The organism is Cupriavidus gilardii (assembly GCF_008801915.1).
GTDB classification, from domain to species: domain Bacteria; phylum Pseudomonadota; class Gammaproteobacteria; order Burkholderiales; family Burkholderiaceae; genus Cupriavidus; species Cupriavidus gilardii.
On sequence record NZ_VZOV01000002.1, the window covers coordinates 469,634 to 494,979 of the forward strand.

The following is a 25,346-nucleotide window of genomic DNA, read 5'->3' on the forward strand; positions in this document are numbered from 1 at the left end:
CATGACGCAGCCAGCAGCGCGCCCGGCCGGCCGCCGGATCCGCGCCGTCCGAGGCCGATCGGAATCCGCCGGCGACGGCGCAAACGGAATCGAGGGGCGCGAAGACGCCAATAGATCGATCGGAGCGCAGACAGCCGCCCCCTCGCTCCAGACCGCTGAATCGGCCCAGCCGACGTCTTCCACCGGCCGCCCGCCCCGCCGCGCCGCCGCAAAAGCGGCCTCCCATCTCGAAGTGGTGCCGGCAGCACCGGCGCGCAAGGCGGCAAGCGACAAGGACCTGCCGCTGCGCGAGGACATCCGCTTCCTTGGCCGCCTGCTCGGCGACGTGCTGCGCGAGCAGGAAGGCGAGGCGGCCTTCCAGATCGTCGAAACGATCCGCCAGACCGCGGTGCGGTTTCGCCGCGAGAACGATCGCGCCGCCGCGGCCGAGCTCGACCGGCTGCTCAAGCGGCTGTCGCGCGACCAGACCAATCAGGTAGTGCGCGCCTTCAGCTATTTCTCCCATCTGGCCAATATCGCCGAAGACCAGCACCACAACCGCCGCCGGCGGGTCCACGCGCTGGCCGGCTCGCCGCCCCAGCCCGGCAGCATGGCGCGCGCGCTGCAGGCGATCGACGCCGCCGGGGTCACCGGCAAGCAGCTGCGCAAGTTCTTCGACGAGGCGCTGATCGTGCCGGTGCTGACCGCGCACCCGACCGAGGTCCAGCGCAAGAGCATCCTGGACGCCGAGCGGGAAATCGCCCGCCTGCTGGCCGAGCGCGACCTGCCGATGACCGCGCGCGAGCTGGCGCACAACACCGCCCAGCTGCGCGCCAAGGTCACCACGCTGTGGCAGACCCGGATGCTGCGCAATACGCGGCTGATGGTGGTCGACGAAATCGAGAACGCGCTGTCGTACTACCGCACCACCTTCCTGCGCGGCATCCCGCAGCTGATGACCGAGCTGGAGGAGGATATCGCCGCGGTATTCCCGGCCTCGCGCCGCGCCAAGACGGAACCCGGTCCGCTGCCGCCGTTCTTCCAGATGGGCTCGTGGATCGGCGGCGATCGCGACGGCAATCCCAACGTCACGGCCGACACGCTGGAGCACGCAGCCTGCCAGCAGGCGCTGCTGATCCTCGAGTGGTATCTGGACGAGGTGCACGCGCTGGGCGCCGAGCTGTCGATGTCCACGCTGATGGTCGAGGCGAGCCCCGCGCTGCTGGCGCTCGCCGACGCGTCGCCGGACCGCTCGGAGCACCGCGCCGACGAACCGTACCGGCGCGCGCTGATCGGCATCTACGCGCGGCTGGCCGCGACCTGCCATGCGCTGACGGGCCGCGCGGCGCCGCGCCATCCGGTCGCCGACGCCGAGCCCTACGCCAGTGCGGAGGCCTTCGCCGCCGACATCGAAGTGGTGATCGACTCGCTGCGCGAACACCACGGCGAAGCGCTGGCGCGCGCGCGCATCGACGCGCTGTATCGCGCGATCGGCGTGTTTGGCTTCCATCTGGCCTCGATCGACATGCGCCAGGTGTCGGACGTGCACGAGGCCGTGATCGCCGAGCTGTTCGCCGCCGCCGGCGTCGAGGCGAACTACGCCGCGCTGCCGGAGGCGCGCAAGCTCGAGCTGCTGCTGGCCGAACTGCGCCAGCCGCGTCTGCTGACGCTGCCGTGGCACACCTATTCGGAGCAAACCCAAAGCGAGCTGCGCGTGCTGACGACCGCGCGCGAACTGCGGGCCCGCTACGGCGCCCGCGTGGCGCGCAACTACATCATCTCGCACACCGAGACGCTGTCGGACCTGGTCGAGGTCATGCTGCTGCAGAAGGAGACCGGCATGCTGCGCGGCACGCTGGGCAGCAAGAACGATCCGGCGCGCATGGAACTGATGGTGATTCCGCTGTTCGAGACCATCGAGGACTTGCGCAACGCCAGCGGCATCATGCAGGCGCTGCTCGATCTGCCGGGCTTCGCCGCGGTGCTGGCCAACCAGGGCGGCGAGCAGGAGGTGATGCTGGGCTATTCGGATTCGAACAAGGACGGCGGCTTCCTGACCTCGAACTGGGAGCTGTACAAGGCCGAACTGGCGCTGGTGCAGCTGTTCGCGCAGCGCAAGATCAGGCTGCGGCTGTTCCACGGCCGCGGCGGCACGGTCGGACGCGGCGGCGGCCCCACCTACCAGGCCATCCTGTCGCAGCCGCCCGGCACGGTCAACGGACAGATCCGGCTGACTGAGCAAGGCGAGATCATCAACAGCAAGTTCGCCAACGCCGAGATCGGGCGCCGCAACCTGGAGACGGTGATCGCCGCCACGCTGGAGGCGTCGCTGCTGCCGACGCAGAACGCGCCCAAGGACCTGGCGACGTTCGAGAGCATCATGCAGAAGCTGTCGGATCGCGCCTTCGTCGCCTACCGCGACCTGGTCTACGAGACCCCGGGCTTCAAGGACTATTTCTTCGCCACCACGCCGATCACCGAGATCGCAGATCTGAACCTGGGCTCGCGCCCGGCCTCGCGCAAGCTGATGGACAAGAAGAACCGCCGCATCGAGGACCTGCGCGCGATTCCGTGGGGCTTCTCGTGGGGACAGTGCCGCCTGCTGCTGCCCGGCTGGTTCGGCTTCGGCAGCGCCGTGCGCGCGCTGCTCGACGAGGCCGGCGACGACAAGGCCCGCAAGGCGCTGGTGGCGACGCTGCGCCGCATGGTCAAGACGTGGCCGTTCTTCTCGACGCTGCTGTCCAACATGGACATGGTGCTGGCCAAGACCGATCTGGCGGTCGCCTCGCGCTACGCCCAGCTGTGCGACGACGCGGCGCTGCGCAAGGCGGTGTTCAACCGCATCAGCACCGAATGGCACCTGACCGGCGAGATGCTGGGGCTGGTCACCGGCAAGCACGAACGGCTGGCGGACAACCCGCTGCTGGCCCGCTCGATCAAGAACCGCTTCGCCTACCTGGACCCGCTGAACCACCTGCAGGTGGAACTGCTCAAGCGCTACCGGGCCGGCAAGGACGGCGACGACGTGCGCGTGCGGCGCGGCATCCATCTGACGATCAACGGGATTGCGGCGGGGCTGCGCAATACCGGTTGACGGTGAGGGGCTGGAGGGCGGTGGCCCTGCCCTCCAGCTTGGCGGTCAAGCAGCGTGACGCGGTGCCGATGACTTCAGCGGCCGCACGGCCAGACACAATCCCATCGCCTTCAGAATCGCAGTCAGGCTGCTCAGCGCTGGATTTCCATTAGGCGATAGCGTGCGGTAAAGCTGGGTCGGATTGAGGTCCGCCTGCTGCGCTACCGCTTGCACGCCGCCGAACGCCTGCGCCAGTTGTCGCAGCACCGTCAGCAATTCACCCTGATCGCCATCCTCCAGGATGCCGTTGATGACATCGAGCGCGAGCGCCGGATCGCTGCGATACAGCTCGGCCATCGCCTCGTCATGGGGTCTGCTTCTCATCGTCACCTCTTTGTTGCCAGTCCTGCCAGAAGGCCACGGCGCGGTCGATATCGGTCTGCTGGTTTCGTTTGTCGCCACCACATAGCAACAGTACGAGCCGGTGGCTGAACAATGCATAGTACACGCGATAGCCCGGCCCCACGTCGATACGCAACTCCCACACACCCTCTCGGCAATAGCGACAGTCGCCGAAATTGCCGTGCTCCATGCGGGCCACTCGCCGGATGATCGCCACTCTGGCCTTAGGGTCCCGCAGGTGCTTCAACCAGTCGATGTAGGGGTCTTTCCGCCCCTCAGGCGTCAGATAGTGTTCGATCCAATACGAGCTCATCTTCGTTTATAGACGAATATTGGTCAAGTGGGAGACAACGACGGACGGTCGGTCAGGACAAGCCCGGGTCAGCGACCCATGGCCGGCGGCATGGTGGCGCCCCGTGCCGCCGCGTCGAAAACAGCGCACGAGCGTAGTCGGTGGGACATAGACAAACTGTTTCAGTCGGTCGCCGGCGACGGGCAACGATATAATTCCCGCTTTTCCTATCCTTTCCGTTGCCCGGCACGCCTCGGTGCGTGGGCACTGTCCAGTTCCCTACCGCCATGACCTCCCAACTTGCCAAGAAAGGCGAAGCCTGGTCCGCCCGCTTCTCCGAACCGATGTCCGACCTGGTGAAGCGCTACACCGCTTCGGTGTTCTTCGACAAGCGCCTCGCGCTGTTCGATATCCAGGGCTCGCTGGCGCATGCGGCGATGCTGGCCCGGCAGGGCATCATCAGCGACGCCGACCGGGCCGAAATCGAGCGCGGCATGGCGCAGATCCGCGGCGAGATCGAGGCCGGCAACTTTGAATGGAAGCTGGACCTGGAAGACGTCCACCTGAATATCGAGGCGCGGCTGACCGCGCTGGTCGGCGATGCCGGCAAGCGGCTGCATACCGGCCGCTCGCGCAACGACCAGGTGGCGACCGATATCCGCCTGTGGCTGCGCAGCGAGATCGACAACATCGTCGGCCTGCTGGGCGACCTGCGCAACGCGCTGCTCGATCTGGCCGAGCAGCATGCCGACACGATCCTGCCGGGCTTCACCCATCTGCAGGTCGCGCAGCCGGTGACGTTCGGCCACCATCTGCTGGCCTACGTCGAGATGTTCACGCGCGATGCCGAGCGCATGCAGGACGCCCGCAAGCGCGTCAACCGCCTGCCGCTGGGTGCCGCCGCGCTGGCAGGCACCAGCTATCCGATCGACCGGGAGTTCGTTGCGCAACAGCTGGGTTTCGACGGCGTCTGCCGCAACTCGCTGGACGCGGTGTCCGACCGGGACTTCGCCATCGAATTCTGCGCGGCCTCGGCGCTGATCATGACGCACGTGTCGCGCTTCTCGGAAGAGCTGGTGCTGTGGATGAGCCCGCGCGTCGGCTTCATCGACATCGCCGACCGTTTCTGCACGGGCAGCTCGATCATGCCGCAGAAGAAGAACCCGGACGTGCCGGAGCTGGCGCGCGGCAAGACCGGACGCGTCAACGGCCATCTGATCGGCCTGCTGACGCTGATGAAGGGCCAGCCGCTGGCGTACAACAAGGACAACCAGGAAGACAAGGAGCCGCTGTTCGACACGGTCGATACCGTGGTCGACACGCTGCGCATATTCGCGGACATGGTGCCGGGCATCACGGTCAAGCCCGAGGCGATGCGCGCCGCGGCGCTGCAGGGCTATGCGACCGCGACCGACCTGGCCGACTACCTGGTCAAGAAGGGCCTGCCGTTCCGCGACGCCCACGAGGCGGTCGCCCACGCCGTGCGCGCCTGCGACGCGCGCCAGTGCGATCTGGCCGACCTGACCGTGGCGGAGCTGCGCGACGCCACCGGCCTGGGCGACAAGGCGGCGCTGATCGGCGACGACGTCCACGGCGTGCTGACGCTCGAGGGCTCGGTGGCCGCCCGCAACCATATCGGCGGCACCGCACCGGACCAGGTCCGCGCCGCGATCGCGGCCGCGCGCAAGGCCGGCTGATCGAAGGCCGACCGGCTGATCCGGCGATCGGCCATCCGCCTTGCAGCGTCCCCGTTCTCCACGGGGACGCTCCCCACCAAGGTGGGGAATTCCCCCCTCCCGCCCCCCTCCTCCACCGGCCCGCTTCCGGGTCAGACAACGCAGACAATGTGACGAATTGGGGATTAACCCTAGCGATTTGCCGTGGGGTTCAACCGTAAACTGACGCGCCACCCCGGTTTTTCCCCATCCCTAGGACGTTCACATGTCTCTCCTCATGAGGATCTCACGGCTTATCGACGCCGTGAACGATGCCATCGGGAGGTGGGCGAAATGGCTGATCCTGCTGGCCGTACTGGTCTGCGCGGGCAACGCCATCATTCGCTACACCTTCAGCGTCAGCTCCAACGCCTGGCTCGAACTGCAGTGGTACATGTTTGCCGGCGTGTTCCTGCTCGGCGCGCCGTACACCCTGCGCAAGGACGAGCATGTCCGCATCGACGTGATCGCCGGACGCTTCTCCGAGCGCACGCAAGTCTGGATCGATATCGTCGGCATCCTGCTGTTCCTGCTGCCGATCTCGCTGATCATCCTGTGGCTGTCGATCCCCTACTTCTGGCTGTCCTATGCCGGGCAGGAGATGTCCGGCAATGCCGGCGGCCTGATCCGCTGGCCGGCCAAGTTCCTGATCGTCGCCGGCTTCTTCCTGCTGAACCTGCAGGGCCTGTCCGAGCTGATCAAGCGCTTCGCCTACCTGCGGGGCGAGCTGCCGTTCGAGGCGTTCCGCAAGCACGGCCACAGCCCCGCGGAAAACGCCGCCGCGCTGACCGATGGCGGCCGTAGCGGTCCCCCGGCAACCCCGTAAGCGAGGACCGCGATGACGCAATTCCTGATCGACAACATGGCGCCGATCATGTTCGGCTCCCTGGTGGTCTTCCTGCTGTCGGGCTTCCCGATCGCCTTCGCGCTGGCCGCCAACGGCCTGCTGTTCGCCTTCATCGGCATCGAACTGGGCCTGCTTCCGCCGGAGCTGCTGCAGGCCTTGCCGAGCCGGCTGTTCGGCATCATCGAGAACGACACGCTGCTGGCGATTCCGTTCTTCACCTTCATGGGGCTGATACTGGAGCGGTCCGGCATGGCCGAGGACCTGCTCGATACCATCGGCCAGCTGTTCGGCCCGATCCGCGGGGGCCTGGCCTACGCGGTGATCTTCGTCGGCGCGCTGCTGGCGGCGACCACCGGCGTGGTGGCGGCCTCGGTGATCTCGATGGGGCTGATCTCGCTGCCGCTGATGCTCAAGTACAACTACGACAAGCGGCTGGCCACCGGTGTGATCGCCGCGTCGGGCACGCTGGCGCAGATCATCCCGCCATCGCTGGTGCTGATCGTGCTGGCCGACCAGCTGGGCCGCTCGGTCGGCGACATGTACAAGGGCGCCTTCGTGCCCGGCATGGTGCTGACCGGCCTGTACATGGGCTATGTGTTGCTGGTCACGCTGTTCAAGCCCGCCGCCGCCCCGGCGCTGCCGCTGGAAGCGCGCACCTTCCGCGAGCCCAGCGGCAAGAGCGGCTCGACCTCGGTGCTGGTGCTGACCGCGCTGGCCGTGGTCGTCGGCGTGGTGGTCGACATGAACTACAACCCCGGCGGCCCGCTCGACGAGCGGCTGGTGGTGTCGATCGGCGCGGCGATCTCGTTCGCCTTCGTGCTGGCGGTGATCAACCGCGTGCTCAAGCTCAATCTGCTGTCGCAGATGGCCGAGAAGGTGACCTTCGTGCTGATCCCGCCGCTGGCGCTGATCTTCCTGGTGCTGGGCACGATCTTCATCGGCGTGGCGACGCCGACCGAGGGCGGCGGCATGGGCGCGCTCGGCGCGCTGGTGCTGGCGCTGATCAAGGGCCGGCTGAACCTGGGTCTGACCAGGCAGGCGATGGAGTCGACGCTGAAACTGTCGGCCTTCGTGATCTTCATCCTGATCGGCGCACGGGTGTTCTCGCTGACGTTCTACGGCGTCGACGGCCACCTGTGGGTCGAACATCTGCTGACGGCGCTGCCCGGCGGCCAGACCGGCTTCCTGATCGCGGTCAACGTGCTGTTCTTCCTGCTCGCCTTCTTCCTGGACTTCTTCGAGCTGGCCTTCATCCTGGTGCCGCTGGTCGGCCCGGTCGCCGACAAGCTGGGCATCGACCTGATCTGGTTCGGCGTGCTGCTGGCGGTCAACATGCAGACTTCGTTCATGCATCCGCCGTTCGGCTTCTCGCTGTTCTACCTGCGCTCGGTCGCGCCGCGCTCGGTCAAGACCTCGGACATCTACTGGGGTTCGGTGCCGTTCGTGGTGATCCAGCTGATCATGGTGTCGCTGATCATCATCTTCCCGGGCCTGGTGACCACCGACAAGACGAAGGCCCAGGACCGCAGCATCACGCGCAGCCTGGACATCGACTTCGGCACCACGACGCAGCCGGCGCCAGGCGGCACGGCGCCGTCCGGACCGTCGGAGGCACCGGAAGCGCCAACGCTGCCGGGCGGCGCGCAGCTCGAGACGCCGAGCGCGCCGGGCCAGTCGAGCGACAGCGGCCCATCGGCCCCGGTGTTCGAGTTCGAGAAGAAGTAGTTCGAGCCGGGATCGTTCGAGCCGGCCTCGCTCGAACGACGGCATCAAGCAAAACGGCCGGCATCCGTTGATGCCGGCCGTTTTGCTTTACCGTGCCGCCGCCGTCAGGCCGTCTGCTTCACGCAATCGACGAAGTACACGCGCTTGCCGTCGATCTCCTCGGCCACCAGGCCATGGATATCGGTCTCGAAGCCCGGGAACAGCTGGTTGAACTCGCGCGCGAACTTCAGGTACTGGACGATGGTCCGGTTGAAGCGCTCGCCCGGGATCAGCAGCGGAATGCCCGGCGGGTACGGCGTCAGCAGGATCGCGGTGACGCGGCCCTCGAGGTCGTCGACCGGCACCCGCTCGATCTCGCGATGCGCCATCATCGCCCAGGCGTCCGACGGCTTCATCGCCGGCTCCATGTCCGACAGGTACATCTCGGTGGTCACGCGGGCGACGTCGTTGGCCTTGTAGACGCTGTGGATCGCGTCGCACAGGTCGCGCAGGCCCATCCGCTCGTACTGCGGGAAGCGGCCGACGAACTCCGGCAGCACGCGCCACAGCGGCTGGTTCTGGTCGTAGTCGTCCTTGAACTGCTGCAGCTCGGTCACCAGCGAGTTCCAGCGGCCCTTGGTGATGCCGATGGTGAACATGATGAAGAACGAGTACAGGCCCGTCTTCTCGATGATGATGCCGTGCTCGGCCAGGTACTTGGTGACGATCGCCGCCGGGATGCCGCGCTCGCTGAACTCGCCGTCGACGTCCAGCCCCGGCGTGATGATCGTGGCCTTGATCGGGTCCAGCAGGTTGAAGCCGTCGGCGAGGTCGCCGAAGCCGTGCCAGCGGTCGTTGGCCTTCAGCATCCAGTCCTCGCGGTCGCCGATGCCGTCCTCGTTCAGGTCTTCCGGGCCCCAGACCTTGAACCACCAGTCGCCGTTGTTGCCGGCGTCGTAGTCGCCCTCGACCTTGCGCATCGCGCGGCGGAAGTCCAGCGCCTCCTGGATGCTCTCCTCGACCAGCGCGGTACCGCCCGGCGCTTCCATCATCGCCGCGGCCACGTCGCACGAGGCGATGATCGAATACTGGGGGCTCGTCGACGTATGCATCAGGTACGCCTCGTTGAAGCGGTACCGGTCGAGCTTGCGCGTCTCGGAGTCCTGCACGAGGATCTGCGAGGCCTGCGACAGCCCCGCCAGCAGCTTGTGGGTCGACTGCGTGGCGAACACCAGCGCGTCCTTGCTGCGCGGACGATCGCGCCCGATCGCGTGCATGTTGCGATAGAAGTCGTGGAACGCCGCGTGCGGCAGCCAGGCCTCGTCGAAATGCAGCGTGTCGATCTCGGCCGCCAGCATCTCCTTGATCTGCTCGGCGTTGTACAGCACGCCGTCGTAGGTGCCCTGCGTGATCGTCAGGATGCGCGGCTTCTGGTTCTTCGCCTGGCTGGCGAACGGGTGCGCGGCGATCTTCTTGCGGATGGTCTCCGGGTCGAACTCGCTCTTAGGAATCGGGCCGATGATGCCGTAGTGGTTGCGCGTCGGCATCAGGAACACCGGGATCGCGCCGGTCATCATGATCGCGTGCAGGATCGACTTGTGGCAGTTGCGGTCGACCACCACGATATCGCCGGGCGCCACGTTGGCGTGCCACACCATCTTGTTCGACGTCGACGTGCCGTTGGTGACGAAGAACATGTGGTCGGAATTGAAGATCCGCGCGGCATTGCGCTCGGACGCCGCGACCGGCCCGGTGTGGTCCAGCAGCTGGCCCAGTTCGTCGACCGCATTGCAGACGTCGGCGCGCAGCATGTTCTCGCCGAAGAACTGGTGGAACACCTGGCCGACCGGGCTCTTCAGGAAGGCGACGCCGCCCGAGTGGCCCGGGCAGTGCCACGAGTACGAACTGTCCTGCGCGTAGTCGATCAGCGCCTTGAAGAACGGCGGCGCCAGCGATTCGAGGTAGACCTTGGCTTCGCGGATGATATGCCGGGCCACGAACTCAGGCGTGTCCTCGAACATGTGGATGAAGCCGTGCAGCTCGCGCAGGATGTCGTTCGGGATATGGCGCGAGGTACGGGTCTCGCCGTACAGGAAGATCGGCAGATTCGCATTGCGCCGGCGCACCTCGGTGACGAAGGCGCGCAGCTTCTCGATCGCCGCCGCTTCGGGTTCGTCGGTGCCGCTGGCAAACTCGTCGTCGTCGATCGACACGATGAAGGTCGAGGCGCGGCTGGACTGCTGCGCGAACGAGGTCAGGTCGCCATAGCTGGTCAGGCCCATCACCTCCATGCCCTCGGCCTCGATGGCCTGGGCCAGCGCACGGATGCCCGAGCCGGAAATGTTCTCGGAGCGGAAGTCTTCATCGATGATGATGACGGGGAAGCGGAATTTCATCGGGCGTCCTCGCGGAAAGGAGAGAGAGGCAAAAGGACTTGAGCCACATGGCCCGCGTTCGGCGCGCGGGGACATGTGGCTCGGATATTCATGGCGTAGCGGTCGGGCCGCTGCGCCGGTTCTGGATGTTCCGTGATGGCGGTCGGTGCGGTGGTCCTGGTGCGTCAAGCGCCATTGGGCCGCATTGTAGGGCAATCAGGTTTTCGGCAGCGTGACACCGTGCTGGCCCTGGTACTTGCCGCCGCGGTCGCGGTACGAGGTTTCGCAGACCTCGTCGCTCTCGAAGAACAGCACCTGGGCGCAGCCTTCGCCGGCATAGATCTTCGCGGGCAGCGGCGTGGTGTTCGAGAATTCCAGCGTCACGTAGCCTTCCCACTCGGGCTCGAACGGCGTCACATTGACGATGATGCCGCAGCGCGCATAGGTGCTCTTGCCCAGGCAGATCGTCAGCACGCTGCGCGGGATGCGGAAATACTCGACGGTGCGGGCCAGCGCGAACGAATTCGGCGGGATGATGCAGACATCGCCCTTGAAGTCGACGAACGACTTCTCGTCGAAGTTCTTCGGGTCGACGATGGTGCTGTTGATGTTGGTGAAGATCTTGAATTCGTCGGCGCAGCGGATGTCGTAGCCGTAGCTCGAGGTGCCATAGGAGACGATCTTGCGGCCATCCATTTCCCTGACCTGGCCCGGCTCGAACGGCTCGATCATGCCATGCTGCTCCGCCATGCGGCGGATCCACTTGTCGGATTTGATGCTCATAAGGTAGCGGTGAACGGAAGAAGCGCCGCGAAGTGGAACGCCGCAACGGGCGGCATGGCGCGCAATGGGCCGCATTGTACAACCAAAGCGCGGCCGGCCCGGCAAGCTCGGCCGGGGATATCAGGGGGCAAGCCGGAAGGACAGCGGAAGGGAGAGCGGGAGTTTGACCGCGTGGAGATCGGCCTTATGCCACCGCGGCCTGCGGCTCGCTATGACGGAAGCGCTGGCGGCCGGTATAGAGCAGGAAATGCTTGCCGGTGCAGCGCGCGAACAGCGTCATGTTGACGCGCTTCGCCATCTGATAGCCCATCTGCGTGACGCCCGAGCGCGACAGCAGGAACGGGATGCCCATCTGCGCGCCCTTGATGACCATCTCCGAGGTCAGGCGGCCGGTGGTGTAGAACACCTTGTCGGCGCCGTCCATTCCTTCCAGCCACATCCGTCCGGCGATCGCGTCGACCGCGTTGTGGCGGCCCACGTCCTCGATGAACATCAGCAGCTCGCGCCCCTGGAACAGCGCGCAGCCGTGCACGGAGCCGGCCTGCTTGTAGACCGACTGCTGCAGCCGGATCGTATCGACGATGCTGTAGAGGGTCTGCTGGTCCAGCACCGCGTCGTCGGGCAGCCGGATCTGGTCGACCTCGTCGAGCAGCGAGCCGAACACCGTGCCCTGGCCGCAGCCGGTGGTGACGATCTTGCGCGCGGTGCGCTCCTCGATGCGGTCGACACCGCCGCGCGTGGTCACCGCGGCCGACTCGGTCTCCCAGTCGACCTGGATCGCGGCGATGTCCTCGATCGACTCGACCAGCCGCTGGTTGCGCAGATAGCCGAGCACCAGCGCCTCCGGGGCGCCGCCCAGCGTCATCAGCGTGACCAGCTCGCGCTTGTCGAGATAGACCGTCAGCGGCCGCTCGCCCGGCAGAAAGGCCGAGCGCACGCGGCCCTGCTCGTCGACCACCTCGACCTCCTCGATCAGCGGGACGGCGGCTTGGCTCAGTTCGGGACGCAGGGACATGGGTACGGGGAAATCGAAAACATCGAGGCAGGGCCGGCGCTCGGGTAGGCCCGCCCGCTCAGCCGCGGCGGGCCACGGCGCCGGCCGCGCCGGTCAGGACTTGACCACCACGCCGCAGGCGATGCGGCCGCCCGAATTGCCGGTGGGCTGGGTCTTGTAGTCGTCGGGGTCCTTGTGCACGACCACGGCCCGGCCGACCACGCTGTTGGCGCCAGGCGCGACGGTCATGCCGGTCAGCTGGAAGCTGGCCCGTGCGCGGCCATTGGCGTCGGCGGTCAGGTTCGGCATGTCGCCGACATGGTGGTCCGGCGTATTGACGGAACCGTGCGGCTTCCCGGTCGGGTTGAAATGGCCGCCGGCGCTCATCGCATCGGGGGCCGAGCAGTCGCCCTTCTCGTGGACATGGAAGCCGTGCACCGAATTCGGCGGCAGGCCGGTCACGTCGGCCAGCACCATCACATGGTCGCCATGCTGGGTGAAGGTCACGGTGCCCTGGGTATTGGTGCCGCTCTTGGCGGTCAGCGGCGCGACTGCCCGTTCCGCCGTGGCGCCGCCGCCCATCATCTGTCCCAGCTGCCCCGTCTGCGAACACGCTGCCAGCGCGCCGCTTGCCACCAGACCGAAAAGAATACGCTTCATGCCGAACCTCCTGTCACGGTGATGTCGAGCATGCATTGTAGCGCTCATCCCAGCCTGGTCCGCGGGGTACGGCTTACGCTTCGCCCGGCGCGGGCCGGCGCTCCGGCTGGCGGCGCGAAGGGGCGGAACGCTGGGCCGGGATCTTGCCGGACTTGACGTCGTCGTACCAGTGCTCGTGGTGCTCCTTCGCCCAGGCCTCGTCGACATAGCCGTCGCGCATCGCGCGATAGGCGCCTTCCATGCCGATCGTGCCCATGTAGATATGGCCGAACGCCATCGCCATCATCACGATCGCGGCGATCGAGTGGACGATATGGGCCAGCTGCATCGTGGTGCGGTAGTAGTCCAGTCCCGGCACGATCTTGTCGAGCACGAAGCCCGAGGCCGAGATCAGCAGGCCGAGCAGGAACACGCCGACCCAGAACCAGCCCTTCTCGCCGGCGTTGAAGCGGCCGCTCGGCACGTGCTTGCCGCTGGCGATGCCGCCCAGGCTGGTCAGCCAGCGGATGTCGTCGCGCGACGGCAGGTTGTCTCGCACGAAGATCACGAAGCCGACGATCAGCGACAGCGTGAACACCGGTCCGACGATGTTGTGGACGTTCTTCAGCAGATAGGTCAACCAGCCGAACAGCGTATGGCCCATGATCGGCAGCAGGAAATGCTTGCCGAACAGCATCACGATGCCCGACACCGCCAGCACGACGAAGGCGATCGCCATGGTCCAGTGGACGATGCGCTCGAGCGGCGTGAAGCGCTCGATCATGCGGCCGGTCGGTTGCGACTTCAGCGGAATGGTGCCGCGCCAGACGAAGAAGGCGAGGATCGCGGCCGGTACCAGCACCAGCAGCCAGCCGCCCCAGACCGTGATCACGCCGTTGCGCAACAGCCGCCATTCCTGGCCGGTACGCAGGATCAGCACGCCGGCTTCCTTGTCAGGCAGGCTGCTGTAGTGGCGCTGGTCCGAATTGATCTCGCGCCAGACCGGCGCGTTGTTGCCCGGCTGCGTGCGCGTGCGGCTCTGCTGCTCGCGGGCCTCGGCGGCGATGTCGCGCTCGGGCACGTCGAAAATGTTCTGCGAGGCGATGCCCGAGAACGGCTGCTGCGGATGCAGCGCGGGATTGTTGGTGTCGGCTTCCGCCTGCGTCGGCGTCGCTGCCGGGCTCTGACCCTGGGCGGCTGCCTGCGCGGGCGCTTGCGCGGGTGTGGTCTGCGCTTGCGCCGCGCCGGCATGCAGCAACGGAACGGCCAGCGCCAGCGCGCAGGCGGCCGCCGCCGCGGCGGCGCGGGCCTTGCCGGCCAGCGCGGAAATCAGCTTGGCGCTCATAGGGCCTCCTTCGGATCGGCTTGAAGTCGGCGGCAACGGCGGCCGCCCATGCACGCCTGGCTCATTGGACGCGCGTGTACTCGTTCTGCAGCTGGTTGCGCTGGCGGATCTGCTTCTGCCAGCTGGTCTGGTCGCCCTGCGTCCAGCCGGCGGCGACGAAGGGATCGCCAGGCGCGCCCTTCCAGGCCGCGGTGTCGGTCTTCTTCGGGCTCGGCCTGGCGGTTTGCGGCTCCTCGCCGCAGCCCGCCAGTCCGATCAGCGCGGCGAGCGCCGCGGTCCACATCAGCTTGTTCCTGTTCATGATGCCTGCCCCGCGGGAGTGGACGGGCCGGCCGGCGTCTGCTGGGCCGGAGCCGGGGTGCCGGCCGGCGCGGCCGGAGCGCGCTGGGCGGCCTGGCCGTTGGTGCCGTAGGCGGTGCCCCAGCCGAACACGTCGCCGCCGGTGCCGCGCTTGATCACGCGGTTGCGCAGGATGTCGGCGATCACGTCGCCGTCGCCGCCGAGCAGCGCCTTGGTCGAGCACATCTCCGCGCACAGCGGCAGCTTGCCTTCGGCCAGCCGGTTGCGGCCGTATTTCTCGAATTCGGCCTCGCTGCCGTTGGCTTCCGGACCGCCCGCGCAGAACGTGCACTTGTCCATCTTGCCGCGCACGCCGAAGGTGCCGGTCGACGGGAACTGCGGCGCGCCGAACGGGCACGCATACGAGCAGTAGCCGCAGCCGATGCAGACGTCCTTGTCGTGCAGCACCACACCGTCGTCGGTGCGGTAGAAGCAGTCGACCGGGCAGACCGCCATGCAGGGCGCGTCCGAGCAGTGCATGCAGGCCACCGAGATCGATTTCTCCGCGCCCTGCACGCCGTCGTTGACCGTCACCACGCGGCGCCGGTTGACGCCCCACGGTACCTCATGCTCGTTCTTGCAAGCGGTGACGCAGCTGTTGCACTCGATGCAGCGCTCGGCGTCACAGATGAATTTCATGCGTGCCATTGTGTTCCCCTTACGCGAAGCGCTCGATCTGGCAGACCGTCGTCTTGGTTTCCTGCATCATCGTCACCGCGTCATAGCCATACGTGGTCGCCGTGTTGACCGCCTCGCCCCGCACGATCGGATGCGCACCGTCCGGGTAGTAGTCCAGCATGTCCTTGCCCTGCCACCAGCCCGAGAAGTGGAACGGGATGAAGGCGGTATCCGGGCCGACGCGCTCGGTCACCAGCGCGCGCACCTTCAGCGTGGCGCCGGTCGGCGTCTTGACCCAGCAGTAGTCGCCGTTGCGGATGCCGCGTGCGGAGGCAGCGCGCGGATTGATCTCGACGAAGTTCTCCTGCTGCAGCTCGGCCAGCCACGGGTTCGAACGCGTTTCCTCGCCGCCGCCCTCGTATTCGACCAGACGGCCGGAGGTCAGGACGATCGGGAACTTCTCGTGGACCTTGTTCTCGATGTTGCGCTGCTGCACGGTCTTGTACAGCGTCGGCAGGCGCCAGAACGCCATCTTGTCGTCGTGGGTCGGATACTTGGCGACCATGTCCGGACGGGTCGAGTACAGCGGCTCGCGGTGCTGCGGAATCGGATCCGGGAAGTTCCACACGACGGCACGCGCCTTGGCGTTGCCGAACGGATGGCAGCCGTGCACCTTCAGCACGACGCGCTGGATGCCGCCCGACAGGTCGGTCTTCCAGTTCTTGCCCTCGGCCGCCTGCTTCTCGGCATCGGTCAGGTCGTCCCACCAGCCCAGCTTCTTCAGCAGCACGTGGTCGAACTCGGGATAGCCGGTGGTGATCTCCGCGCCGACCGAGTGCGAGCCGTCCTCGGCCAGCAGGCTGACGCCGTCGCGCTCCACGCCGAAGTTCGCGCGGAAGTTGCCGCCGCCGTCCATCACGTGCCGGGTGGTGTCGTACAGGTTCGGCGAGCCCGGGTGCTTTAGTTCCGGCGTGCCGTAGCACGGCCACGGCAGGCCGAAGTAGTCGCCGGTCAGGTCGTAGCCGGTGGCCGCGTCCTTGCCGCCCTTGCAGCGCAGCGTCTTGACGTCGAACATGTGCATGTTCTTCATATGCGCCTTCAGCCGTTCCGGCGACTGGCCGGTATAGCCGATGGTCCAGTTCGACTTGTTGATCTCGCGCAGGATCGACTCGGGCTCCGGCTCCATCCAGGTACGGCCGGCGCGCTTGACCTCGATCATCTTGAAATTGCGCGACAGCTCCTTGCCGAAGCCCAGCTTGTCGGCGAAGGCCTGCATGATCGTGTGGTCGGGCATCGATTCGAACAGCGGCTCGATGACCTTCTCGCGCCATTGCAGCGAGCGGTTCGACGCGGTGCACGAGCCCGAGGTCTCGAACTGCGTGGCGGCCGGCAGCAGATAGACGGCGCGGTTCGGATTGACCTTGTCGCCCTCGGCCGGCGGCATGTTGGCCATCGCCGCGGTGGCGGACGGATACGGATCGATCACGACCAGCAGGTCCAGCTTGTCGAGCGCCTTCTTCATCTCCAGGCCGCGCGTCTGCGAGTTCGGCGCATGGCCCCAGAAGAACACACCGCGGACGTTGTTGTCCTGGTCGATCAGGTCGCTCTTCTCGGTGACGATATCGATCCAGCGCGACACCGTGGTGCCGGACTTCTCCATCATCGCCTGCGAGGGGAACTGCGACTTGATCCACTCGTAGTCGACGCCCCAGACCGCGGCGTAGTGCTTCCACGCGCCGGTGGCCAGGCCGTAGTAGCCCGGCAGCGAGTCCGGGTTCGGGCCGACGTCGGTCGCGCCCTGCACGTTGTCGTGGCCGCGGAAGATGTTGGCGCCGCCGCCCGACACGCCGATGTTGCCCAGCGCCAGCTGCACGATGCACGAGGCGCGCACCATCGCATTGCCGATCGTGTGCTGGGTCTGGCCCATGCACCAGACCAGCGTGCTGGGCCGGTTCTTGGCCATGGTCTCGGCGACCTTGTAGACCTGTTCCTCGGGCACGCCGCAGGCCTCTTCCACCTTGTCCGGCGTCCACTTGGCCAGCACTTCCTCGCGCACCTTGTCCATGCCATAGACGCGCTGACGGATGTACTCCTTGTCTTCCCAGCCGTTGTTGAAGATGTGGTACAGCACGCCGAACAGGAACGGAATGTCGGTGCCCGAGCGGATGCGGACGTACTGCTCGGCCTTGGCGGCGGTGCGGGTGTAGCGCGGATCGACCACGATCACCTTGCAGCCGTTCTCCTTGGCATGCAGCAGATGCAGCATCGATACCGGGTGCGCCTCGGCCGCGTTCGAGCCGATATACAGCGCCGCCTTGGCGTTCTGCATATCGTTGTACGAATTGGTCATCGCACCGTAGCCCCAGGTATTGGCCACGCCCGCGACGGTGGTCGAGTGGCAGATGCGCGCCTGGTGGTCGGTGTTGTTGGTGCCGAAGAACGACACCCACTTGCGCAGCAGATACGACTGCTCGTTGCTGTGCTTGGACGAGCCGATGAAGAACATCGAATCCGGGCCGGTCTCCTGGCGGATCTGCTTCATCTTCGCGGTGATCTCGTCCAGCGCCTGGTCCCAGCTGATGCGCTGGTACTTGCCGTTGACGAGCTTCATCGGGTATTTGAGGCGGTACTCGCCGTGGCCGTGCTCGCGCAGCGCCGCACCCTTGGCGCAGTGCGCGCCCATGTTGATCGGCGAATCGAACACCGGCTCCTGGCGGACCCAGACGCCGTTCTGCACGACCGCATCCACCGCGCAGCCGACCGAGCAATGGCCGCAGACGGTGCGGCGCACGACGATGTCGCCCTTGCCGTTGCCGGCGGCCTTGCCGTCGGCCGCATCGGCCTTGCGGATCAGCGTCAGTTGCGAGGCCGCGAGGCCCGCGCCGACGCCGATGCCGGAGCGCTTCAGGAAGCTGCGGCGGTCCATCGTCGGCATCGCGCCGGCGAGGCTCGTGGCCAGTCGTGCCGACAGGCGTGCGGACGAAGCGGCGGCCGGCTGAGCGGACGCGAGTCGATCAACGCGCTGCGCAGGGGCGCCGCCCTGGGCCGCGTGCTTGCGGGTCAGAATCATGTGTCACCTCGGGAAAGGTACGAAGCGGGTAAAGGCGATATCGCGAGATGCGGCCGCGCCGGGATGACTGGCATCACGGCGAACCGGCAAATCGCGGGGCTTATACCAGCGTCGTCCGGTAATACTTCCGTACGTGTTCAGAGACACGGTAACCGTTGCTGTCGGCAGCAGTGGGTTCCGGCGCGGGGATCGCACCGGCGGGGGCGGCAGGAGTGCGCGCGGTCAGGGCCGCGGCACCCGCGGCGGCGGCGACGACGCCAGCGCCCGCGAGGAAATGGCGACGTGCGACCCGGGTTTCCTTCTCTTTCATGGGGGGGCTCCTCGGTAATATTTACCGATTACCAATCTAGTTATGCATTGTTTTGCGTATTGTAGATCGATATGCACGCAATGACCATGCTGACCGCGGGTTTATCCTGATTTTCCGTAATCATGGCGCTGTGCATCAAATGTCTTGAGACATGTCGTTGCACACCACACGCTGGCACCCGCATCCGCATCGCGACATCTCGTTCCGCACGCCAACTCGCGTTTATCGGCTCGCCGAGCCGCCCGCTTTAGCGCTGTCACGCATATCAATGCATCTCCATCGCGACCGCCTCGACGGCCGCGAACGACTTCAGCAATTCCGCCGCACGCGCATAGAAGCGCGCGCCCGGATGCGCGATCACCGCATCGCACAGCGACTCGACCCACGGCTGCAGATGGCGCGCGAAGAAACGCTGCTGCTCGCCGAGGTTCGACACCGAGAGGTCGTCGCCGGCGATCAGGAAGCGCATCACCTCGCATAGCGTCGCGATATGGTCCTCGGGTTCGCTGACGCCTTCATGACGCTCGAGCCCGTAGCGCGCCAGGTCCTCTCGCACCGCGACCAGCGGGCGCTCGTGCAGGAAGCCGGTCTGGTAGTACGAGCCGTACAGGAAGATGTCGGGCTTGCCGATGCCGACGAAGAGCTGCTGGTATTCGTCCGCGGCCTCCGCCTCGGTGGTGCCCGCCGCGGCTTCGCCCAGCGCATTCCACGCCTGGCCAAGCGGGCTGCCGGCATCGTCGGCAGGAGCGCGATTGGCGGCGATATGGTGCAGCAGCGCCGCGTCGGGGGCGCGATAGAACAGCGTGGCCAGCAGGCCGTAGAGGTCGGCGCGGGCGGTGTCTTCGGCCTGGTCCGTGGGAGCGGATTCGGTAAGGCGGATCGGTCGGGTATCGCTCATCGTTCGGCGGGTCGGGTCGTAGGCGGGGTTGAAAACGTTGGGGCGTGTCGTCGGCGGGGCTGCCTCTCCCCTGCCCCTCTCCCGCCCGCGGGAGAGGGGAGGCATCCGCATGCGCCATCGGATGGCCTTTCACTGTCCTCTCCCGCTCGCGGGAGAGGACCGGGGAGACGGTACGCCGCAGCGGATCGGACTACTGCAACGTCGCGCCGGTCGCGGCGCCGGTGTCCTTCTCGATCATGTCGACGACCCGGCAGTCGCTGCACATCTTCAGGCGATCGGCAGCGGCGCCGGCGAAGGCCGGATGGCCGGCCAGACGTCCCAGCATCGCCTCGACCATCTGCGCGGTGCCGAATGGCTTGGCGCAGCGGATGCAGTGGAAGGGCCTGGTCTCGTGCAGCGTGACGGGCTGGCGCACGCCATCGCCGGTCAGCAGCCGCGGCACCAGCGTGATCGCGTCTTCCGGGCAGGTCCGCTCGCACAGGCCGCACTGCACGCAGTTGCGCTCGAGGAAGGACAACACCGGGCGCTCGCTGTTGTCGCGCAGCGCCTGCGACGGACAGGAGCCGACGCAGGCCATGCACAACGTGCAGCGGCCGGTGTCCACCTGCACCGCGCCCAGCGGCGCGCCAGTGGGCAGCGGCACGGTCTCGGCCGGCAGCGGCGCATGCGCGGCCAGGTGGTCGAGCGCGAAGCCCAGCGTTTCGCGCTTGGCCGCCGCGGCGTGGAACGCGGCCGCGGGCAGCGCCGCCTGGTTTGGCTTCAGCGCGGCAAGCGCACGATCGAGCGAGCCGGCATCGGGGGCGTCGATCAGCGTAAGGAACTCGCCGCGATAGCCCAGGCCCGCGAGGATGGCCTGAGCCACGCCCATCTGCTCGGCCAGCGCCGTGCGATATTGCGGCGCCTCGTCGCCGGTCAGCATCACCGCGACGCGGTCCGCGCCCCAGGCGATCGCCGCCAGCCACAGTTCAAGGCCAACCGAGGCGGGATGGAACAGGCCGACCGGAATCACGTTCGGCGCGATGCCGCCGAGCCGGCCCGCGCGCGCCTCGCGGCCGAGCGCGAGAATGCGCGGGTCGCCGTGTTCCTGCCCATGCAGCAGCAGCACGGCATCGCGGCCGCCAGCCTGCCGGTAGGTCGACAGCAGCGTGCGCAGGCGCCGGCCCTGATGATCGGGCTTCGGATACGCATAGCTGATCGCGCCGGTCGGGCAGACCGTGGTGCACGCCCCGCAGCCCACGCACAGATTCGGCGCGACCTCGATGCGGCCCTTGCCGTCCTGCCAGCGCGAACCGATCGCCTCGGCCGAACAGACGTCGATACACGCCGAGCAGCCGGTGGTCCGGTTGCGGCCGTGCGCGCACAGCGATTCCTTGTACTGGAAGAACTTGGGCTTCTCGAATTCGCCGACCAGCTGCGTCGCGGTCAGCGCCATCCGCTGCTGCCGCAGCGGGTCAGCGCCCGCATGCAGATAGCCCTGCGGCGGCGCATGCCGGCCGAAGAACGGACTGTCGTTCAAATCGAAGACCAGGTCGAAGCGCTCGCTGACGGTGGCGGCGGGCCGGTCGAAGTCGATCGCCGCGGCCGCGCCGCACGCCTTGACGCAGTCGCGGTGCGCGGTGCAGCGGCTCAGGTCGATCTGGTAGCTGAAGTCGATCGCGCCTTCGGGGCAGGCGTCGATGCAGGCATTGCAGCGCGTGCACAGGTCCAGGTCGATCGGATTGGCGCGGCCCGCGCCGGTTTCCCAGCTGGCCTCGAAGGCGCCGAGCCAGCCGGTCAGCTTGTCGAGCCGGCCGCTGTGGACCGGATAGTCGCGCATTGCCGGCGGCGCCGCGCCGTCCAGAGCGCCCGCGCCGGCAGCACTCAGCAGCACCGTCACCTGCAGGCCCGCCTCGCCGAGACGGTCCGCCCAGGGCAGCGCCCGCGCGGCCGGACCGATCACCAGCACGCTGCCGGCCGAGCGGTATTCGACCACCGGCACCGGGTCCGGGTCGGGCAGCGCCGCGGCGGCGAGCAGCGCCGCGATCTTGGCGTTGGCGGTGCGCGGGTCCTTGTGCGCGCCGCGCGACCAGCCACCGGTCTCACGGATATTGACGAAGCGCACCGGCGCGGTGACGACGCCGTCGGCCTGCGTCTTCGCGGCCAGTTCGGTGAACAGCGGGCGTTCCTGCGTGCAGGCGACGATCACGTCTTCGGTGCCATCGAGCGCGGCGGTGAAGGCGCCGACCTCGCGGCGGCACAGCAGGCGGTGGACTTTCAGCGGGGCGGCGCCCGGCTGGATGGAGGCATCCGACAGTACCGCCCCGTCAAGCGGCATGGTGTCGTTGCAATTGCAGATCAGCGTCGGCATGGTCGGTACAGCTGGCCGGCTTGTCGGTCCGCTTCTGTCGAGCGGGTCCGCGCCGGCGGTTTGTGGGGGAGTGACATTGTAGGCCCGAGGCCGGGCCGGGGCTACGCAGGTTTGTCCGTAGCTGGTCCGGTATGCCGCACGGCCGCGGCGACATCGGCCGCCGGAGCGGGTGCGGTTTGCGCCCCGGCTTGCGCGCCGGTCTGCGCCTGCATGCCGTGCTCGGCGCCGTCGTCCGGGGCTGCCTGCCCCTTGCCTTCCGGCTCGCCGGTGCCGTCCTCGGGGACATCAACGGACGATTCGGCCGGGGCTTGAGCGTCGTCGACTGAAGCCAGGTCCCGAGGGCCGGCTGCGGTGCCGGCCTCTTGCGCTTGCTCGATCGGATCGAACAGGCCCAGCGTCTCGGACTGGCGCAGGCGCCGCAGCACATCCGGCGGAATCGGGTCGGGCTTGCTGTAGTCGTCGATATAGATGTCGAGCCCGTCCATCACATTGAAATGCGGGTCGGCGAACAGCGTTTTCAGCGCGGCACGCTTGACGGTCTCGTCGACGCCCTGCGCGACGAAGCGGGCCACGCTGTCGCCGGGCTTGAGCATCGCCACGTCGGCCAGCGTCGGCGCAGGCGGCGCTTCGGCCTCGGGGACGACGGCACCGGCCGGCGCATCGGTCTTCGCCGGAACGGCAACCGGCGCGGCGGGCGGCGGCGCCGGTTCGGCCGCCACGGCCTTGCCCTCGCGCACGGCGGCCTTGCGGCGCGACCAGCGGGACAGGAAGGACGTTTCGGTCGAATCGCTCATGATGGAGAGTCGGGCGGCAAAGGGTCGGTCAGCGACATCCGTACCGCGGATTTCAGTAGCACGTTCAGAGGTGCGCTCGGCAGCGCGTTCGGTGGTGCGTTCAGTGGTGCGCGTTCAGTGGTGCGTTCAGTAGCGCGCCCGGTCCTGCGGCGACTTGAACGACTCCGGCCGCCGCCGCTTCTTCGGCTCGGGCCGGTAGTGCTCGGCCACATAGGCCTGCAGCCAGGCCAGCTGTTCGGGCGCGAGCGGCACGTTCTCGACCGTCTCGCCGGCGTCGAGCCAGCGTCCGGCCTCGTTGTACGACAGCGAGACGGTCACCGGCAGCGGCCGGCGCCGGTCTTCCGGCAGCGACTCGTCCATGCGCCACAGCACGAACCAGCACGGCGCGGTGGAGCTCAGGTTCAGATAGTAGCCCTCGGCTTCGTCGCGGAACAGCGCGACCGGGTAGCCGGGATAGAGCCAGCGCGCGCCCTGGTCGTCCTCGTGCAGGCAGTGCGGCTCGGCGCCGAATGCGCCGAGGTCCGGCACCACCGCCTCGAGCTCCCATTTCCAGGGTTGCCAGCGGCTGGCCAGCGCGACCTTGCGCATCACCACCGCCATCGTCACCGCGGGACGGCTGCCGGCCGGCGCCGGGACTTCGGACTGCATCGGTTCCATGATCAGGTGTTCTGCACGACGATGCTGGGGAACTTGCTGGTCATGTCGCGCGCCTTGTCGGCGACCTTGATCGCCACCTTGCGGGCGATGCCCCGGTAGAGCTCGGCGATCGGGCTGTCGGGCTCGGCCACCACCGTGGGCCGGCCGGAATCGGCCTGCTGGCGGATCGACAGGTTCAGCGGCAGGCTGCCCAGCAGGTCGACGCCATACTGCTCGCACATCCGCTCGCCGCCGCCCTCGCCGAAGATATGCTCGACGTGGCCGCAGTTCGGGCAGCAGTAGACTGCCATGTTCTCGACGATGCCAAGGATCGGGATGCCGACCTTCTCGAACATCTTCAGGCCCTTGCGCGCGTCCAGCAGCGCGATGTCCTGCGGCGTGGTGACGATCACCGCCCCGGTCACCGGCACCTTCTGCGACAGCGTCAACTGGATGTCGCCGGTGCCCGGCGGCATGTCGACGATCAGGTAGTCCAGCTCGTGCCAGTTGGTCTGCCGCAACAGCTGCTCCAGCGCCGAGGTCACCATCGGACCGCGCCAGACCATCGGATTGTCCTGCTCGATCAGGAAGCCGATCGAATTGGCCTGCAGGCCGTGGCCTTCCAGCGGCTCCATGGTCTGGCCGTCGGCGGATTCGGGGCGGCCGTCGATGCCCAGCATCATCGGCAGGCTCGGGCCATAGATGTCGGCATCCAGCATGCCGACGCGCGCGCCCTCGGCCGCCAGCGCCAGCGCCAGGTTGACGGCGGTGGTCGACTTGCCGACGCCGCCCTTGCCGGACGCGACCGCGATCACGTTCTTGACGCCGGGCAGCAGCTTGACGCCGCGCTGAACCGCGTGGGCGACGATATGCATCGTCACGGTCACGCTGACATTGGTGACGCCCGGCAGGGCGCGCAGCGCCGCGATCACCAGCTTGCGGATCGGGTCGAGCTGGCTCTTGGCCGGATAGCCGAGTTCGACGTCGAGCGAGACATCGCCGCCATCGACACGGATATTGCGGGCGGAGCGCGTGCTCACCAGATCCTTGCCCGTGTTGGGATCGATCACGGCACGCAGGGCTTCGGTAACCTGGTCAACGGTAAGGCTCAAGACAATCTCCGCTACTTGATATGTGGGGGAAGGCGCGTACTGTATCAAAGAGTGGCCCCGCGGCTCGGCAACCGGCCGGAAGGGCTCGATTACCCCTGCGGTGTACAAGGGATTACACGCGCTTACAACTTTCACAGCGTCGCGCTTGTGCACGGGGCGGCATCTCCCTATTGTAGTGCCCCGATACGTCGGCTCGCCCAGGATCCGGTCAGGGACTTTGGCAGGGCCACAAGGCTGCCTGCAACGCCACTTGACGCTTGCATTTTTTGGAAGCTGCTGGCGCAATTAGGCCAGTGCGTCACAATGCCCCAACCCGGGGCGCAGGCAGCCGCAGTTGAAGCACAACAATCGACAGAAGGAGAAAGCATGAAACTCAAGCTCGTCAGCCTTTCGATCGTCGCCGCACTGGCCGCCGGCTGTGCGACCGAGCAGGGTACGCACACCGCCGTCGGTACCGGCGCGGGCGCGGCGGTGGGCGCCGGCCTGGGCAACCTGATCGGCGGCAATACCAAGGGCACCGTGATCGGCGCCGCCGTCGGCGCGGCCGCGGGCGGTGCGCTGGGCTACAACTGGAACGCGATCCGCGGCAAGCTGAGCCGCGATACCGCGGGCACGGGCACCCAGATCACCGAGCAGCCGGACGGCTCGCTGAAGGTCAATATCCCCAGCCAGGTGACGTTCGATACCGACAGCGCCACCATCAAGCCGTCGTTCCGTTCGGTGCTGGACCAGGTCGCCCAGACGCTGAGCCAGCATCAGGACGTCAACGCCACGGTGATCGGCCATACCGACAGCACCGGCAACCCGACCTACAACATGCAGCTGTCCCAGCGCCGCGCCCAGAGCGTGGCCGGCTACCTGGGCGACCGCGGCGTCGCGCGCAACCGGCTCAGCGCCGAAGGCCGGGGCCAGTCCCAGCCGATTGCGGACAACGCCACCGAGGCCGGCCGGGCCCAGAATCGCCGGGTCGAAATTTTTTTGAAACCAATTCAAGGATGATGGAGTCATAGAAACAGGTACCGCTTGCCACCGTTGCTGGCTCGCGATGGGTGGCTGACCTCCCGGGCGGTACCT

General features: G+C 67.3%; 21 protein-coding genes. 5 read left to right on the top strand and 16 right to left on the bottom strand.

Features of this window, described 5'->3' with window-relative positions; translation table 11 throughout:
- Position 1: 1 nt before the first annotated feature.
- Positions 2-3,073, top strand: coding sequence for a phosphoenolpyruvate carboxylase (gene ppc, locus F7Q96_RS04965; protein WP_151022194.1), 3,072 nt, complete (start codon positions 2-4; stop codon positions 3,071-3,073).
- Between the two features lie 45 nt (positions 3,074-3,118).
- On the opposite strand, the gene F7Q96_RS04970 is transcribed toward ppc, so the two are convergent.
- Entirely contained in the window at positions 3,119-3,436 is a 318-nt protein-coding gene (locus F7Q96_RS04970) for a helix-turn-helix domain-containing transcriptional regulator (RefSeq protein ID WP_053821157.1), read from the bottom strand.
- Entirely contained in the window at positions 3,417-3,767 is a 351-nt protein-coding gene (locus tag F7Q96_RS04975) for a type II toxin-antitoxin system RelE/ParE family toxin (protein WP_053821156.1), read from the bottom strand. The genes F7Q96_RS04970 and F7Q96_RS04975 overlap by 20 nt, the downstream gene beginning before the upstream one ends.
- A gap of 266 nt (positions 3,768-4,033) precedes the next feature.
- On the opposite strand from F7Q96_RS04975, the gene argH reads away from it, so the two are divergent.
- The 3 genes from argH (at position 4,034) to F7Q96_RS04990 (ending at position 8,033) form a co-directional block, all read left to right on the top strand.
- Positions 4,034-5,443: an argininosuccinate lyase gene (argH, locus tag F7Q96_RS04980; RefSeq protein WP_053821155.1), complete on the top strand. Its 1,410-nt coding sequence runs from the start codon at positions 4,034-4,036 to the stop codon at positions 5,441-5,443.
- Between the two features lie 244 nt (positions 5,444-5,687).
- Positions 5,688-6,287 carry a TRAP transporter small permease subunit gene (locus tag F7Q96_RS04985; RefSeq protein ID WP_053821154.1) on the top strand — a complete coding sequence of 200 codons (600 nt, stop codon included), beginning with the start codon at positions 5,688-5,690 and terminating at the stop codon, positions 6,285-6,287.
- A 12-nt stretch (positions 6,288-6,299) separates the two neighbouring features.
- Positions 6,300-8,033: a TRAP transporter large permease gene (locus tag F7Q96_RS04990; RefSeq protein ID WP_053821153.1), complete on the top strand. Its 1,734-nt coding sequence runs from the start codon at positions 6,300-6,302 to the stop codon at positions 8,031-8,033.
- A 104-nt stretch (positions 8,034-8,137) separates the two neighbouring features.
- Here F7Q96_RS04990 and F7Q96_RS04995 read toward each other — a convergent pair whose 3' ends face one another.
- The 14 genes from F7Q96_RS04995 to apbC all read right to left on the bottom strand — a co-directional run bounded on the left by F7Q96_RS04995 (position 8,138) and on the right by apbC (position 24,272).
- Positions 8,138-10,408: an arginine/lysine/ornithine decarboxylase gene (locus F7Q96_RS04995; RefSeq protein ID WP_053821152.1), complete on the bottom strand. Its 2,271-nt coding sequence runs from the start codon at positions 10,406-10,408 to the stop codon at positions 8,138-8,140.
- 195 nt (positions 10,409-10,603) lie between these two features.
- Positions 10,604-11,170: a dCTP deaminase gene (gene dcd, locus F7Q96_RS05000; protein ID WP_053821151.1), complete on the bottom strand. Its 567-nt coding sequence runs from the start codon at positions 11,168-11,170 to the stop codon at positions 10,604-10,606.
- Positions 11,171-11,354: 184 nt separating this feature from the next.
- The gene (locus F7Q96_RS05005; protein WP_053821150.1) at positions 11,355-12,185 is read right to left on the bottom strand and encodes a formate dehydrogenase accessory sulfurtransferase FdhD; all 831 of its coding nucleotides are present in this window, start codon (positions 12,183-12,185) and stop codon (positions 11,355-11,357) included.
- Positions 12,186-12,278: 93 nt separating this feature from the next.
- Complete coding sequence (locus tag F7Q96_RS05010; RefSeq protein WP_151022196.1) at positions 12,279-12,824, bottom strand: superoxide dismutase family protein; 546 nt, start codon at positions 12,822-12,824, stop codon at positions 12,279-12,281.
- 73 nt (positions 12,825-12,897) lie between these two features.
- A complete protein-coding gene (locus tag F7Q96_RS05015) occupies positions 12,898-14,148 on the bottom strand; it encodes a formate dehydrogenase subunit gamma (RefSeq protein ID WP_082371395.1) in 1,251 nt (416 codons plus the stop codon).
- 61 nt (positions 14,149-14,209) lie between these two features.
- Entirely contained in the window at positions 14,210-14,449 is a 240-nt protein-coding gene (locus tag F7Q96_RS05020; RefSeq protein ID WP_053821149.1) for a hypothetical protein, read from the bottom strand.
- A complete protein-coding gene (gene fdh3B / locus F7Q96_RS05025; RefSeq protein WP_053821148.1) occupies positions 14,446-15,135 on the bottom strand; it encodes a formate dehydrogenase FDH3 subunit beta in 690 nt (229 codons plus the stop codon). Before fdh3B ends, F7Q96_RS05020 begins: the two co-directional genes overlap by 4 nt.
- A 10-nt stretch (positions 15,136-15,145) precedes the next feature.
- Positions 15,146-18,175 carry a molybdopterin-dependent oxidoreductase gene (locus F7Q96_RS05030; RefSeq protein ID WP_053821147.1) on the bottom strand — a complete coding sequence of 1,010 codons (3,030 nt, stop codon included), beginning with the start codon at positions 18,173-18,175 and terminating at the stop codon, positions 15,146-15,148.
- 100 nt (positions 18,176-18,275) lie between these two features.
- Positions 18,276-18,485, bottom strand: a complete 210-nt coding sequence (locus F7Q96_RS05035) for a hypothetical protein (protein ID WP_006579351.1) — start codon at positions 18,483-18,485, stop codon at positions 18,276-18,278.
- Between the two features lie 265 nt (positions 18,486-18,750).
- Positions 18,751-19,383 (bottom strand): TorD/DmsD family molecular chaperone, encoded by a 633-nt coding sequence (locus F7Q96_RS05040; protein ID WP_053821146.1) that lies wholly within the window; start codon positions 19,381-19,383, stop codon positions 18,751-18,753.
- Positions 19,384-19,573: 190 nt separating this feature from the next.
- Entirely contained in the window at positions 19,574-21,730 is a 2,157-nt protein-coding gene (locus F7Q96_RS05045; RefSeq protein ID WP_053822989.1) for a 4Fe-4S binding protein, read from the bottom strand.
- A 101-nt stretch (positions 21,731-21,831) separates the two neighbouring features.
- On the bottom strand, positions 21,832-22,524 hold the full coding sequence (locus F7Q96_RS27020) for a DUF3306 domain-containing protein (protein WP_211923501.1): 693 nt from the start codon (positions 22,522-22,524) through the stop codon (positions 21,832-21,834).
- A 126-nt stretch (positions 22,525-22,650) separates the two neighbouring features.
- On the bottom strand, positions 22,651-23,181 hold the full coding sequence (locus F7Q96_RS05055) for a DUF3305 domain-containing protein (protein WP_053821145.1): 531 nt from the start codon (positions 23,179-23,181) through the stop codon (positions 22,651-22,653).
- Positions 23,182-23,183: 2 nt separating this feature from the next.
- Complete coding sequence (gene apbC, locus F7Q96_RS05060) at positions 23,184-24,272, bottom strand: iron-sulfur cluster carrier protein ApbC (RefSeq protein WP_053821144.1); 1,089 nt, start codon at positions 24,270-24,272, stop codon at positions 23,184-23,186.
- A gap of 366 nt (positions 24,273-24,638) precedes the next feature.
- Between apbC and F7Q96_RS05065 the strand changes: the two genes are divergently transcribed.
- On the top strand, positions 24,639-25,271 hold the full coding sequence (locus F7Q96_RS05065) for an OmpA family protein (RefSeq protein ID WP_023263915.1): 633 nt from the start codon (positions 24,639-24,641) through the stop codon (positions 25,269-25,271).
- Positions 25,272-25,346: the final 75 nt, after the last annotated feature.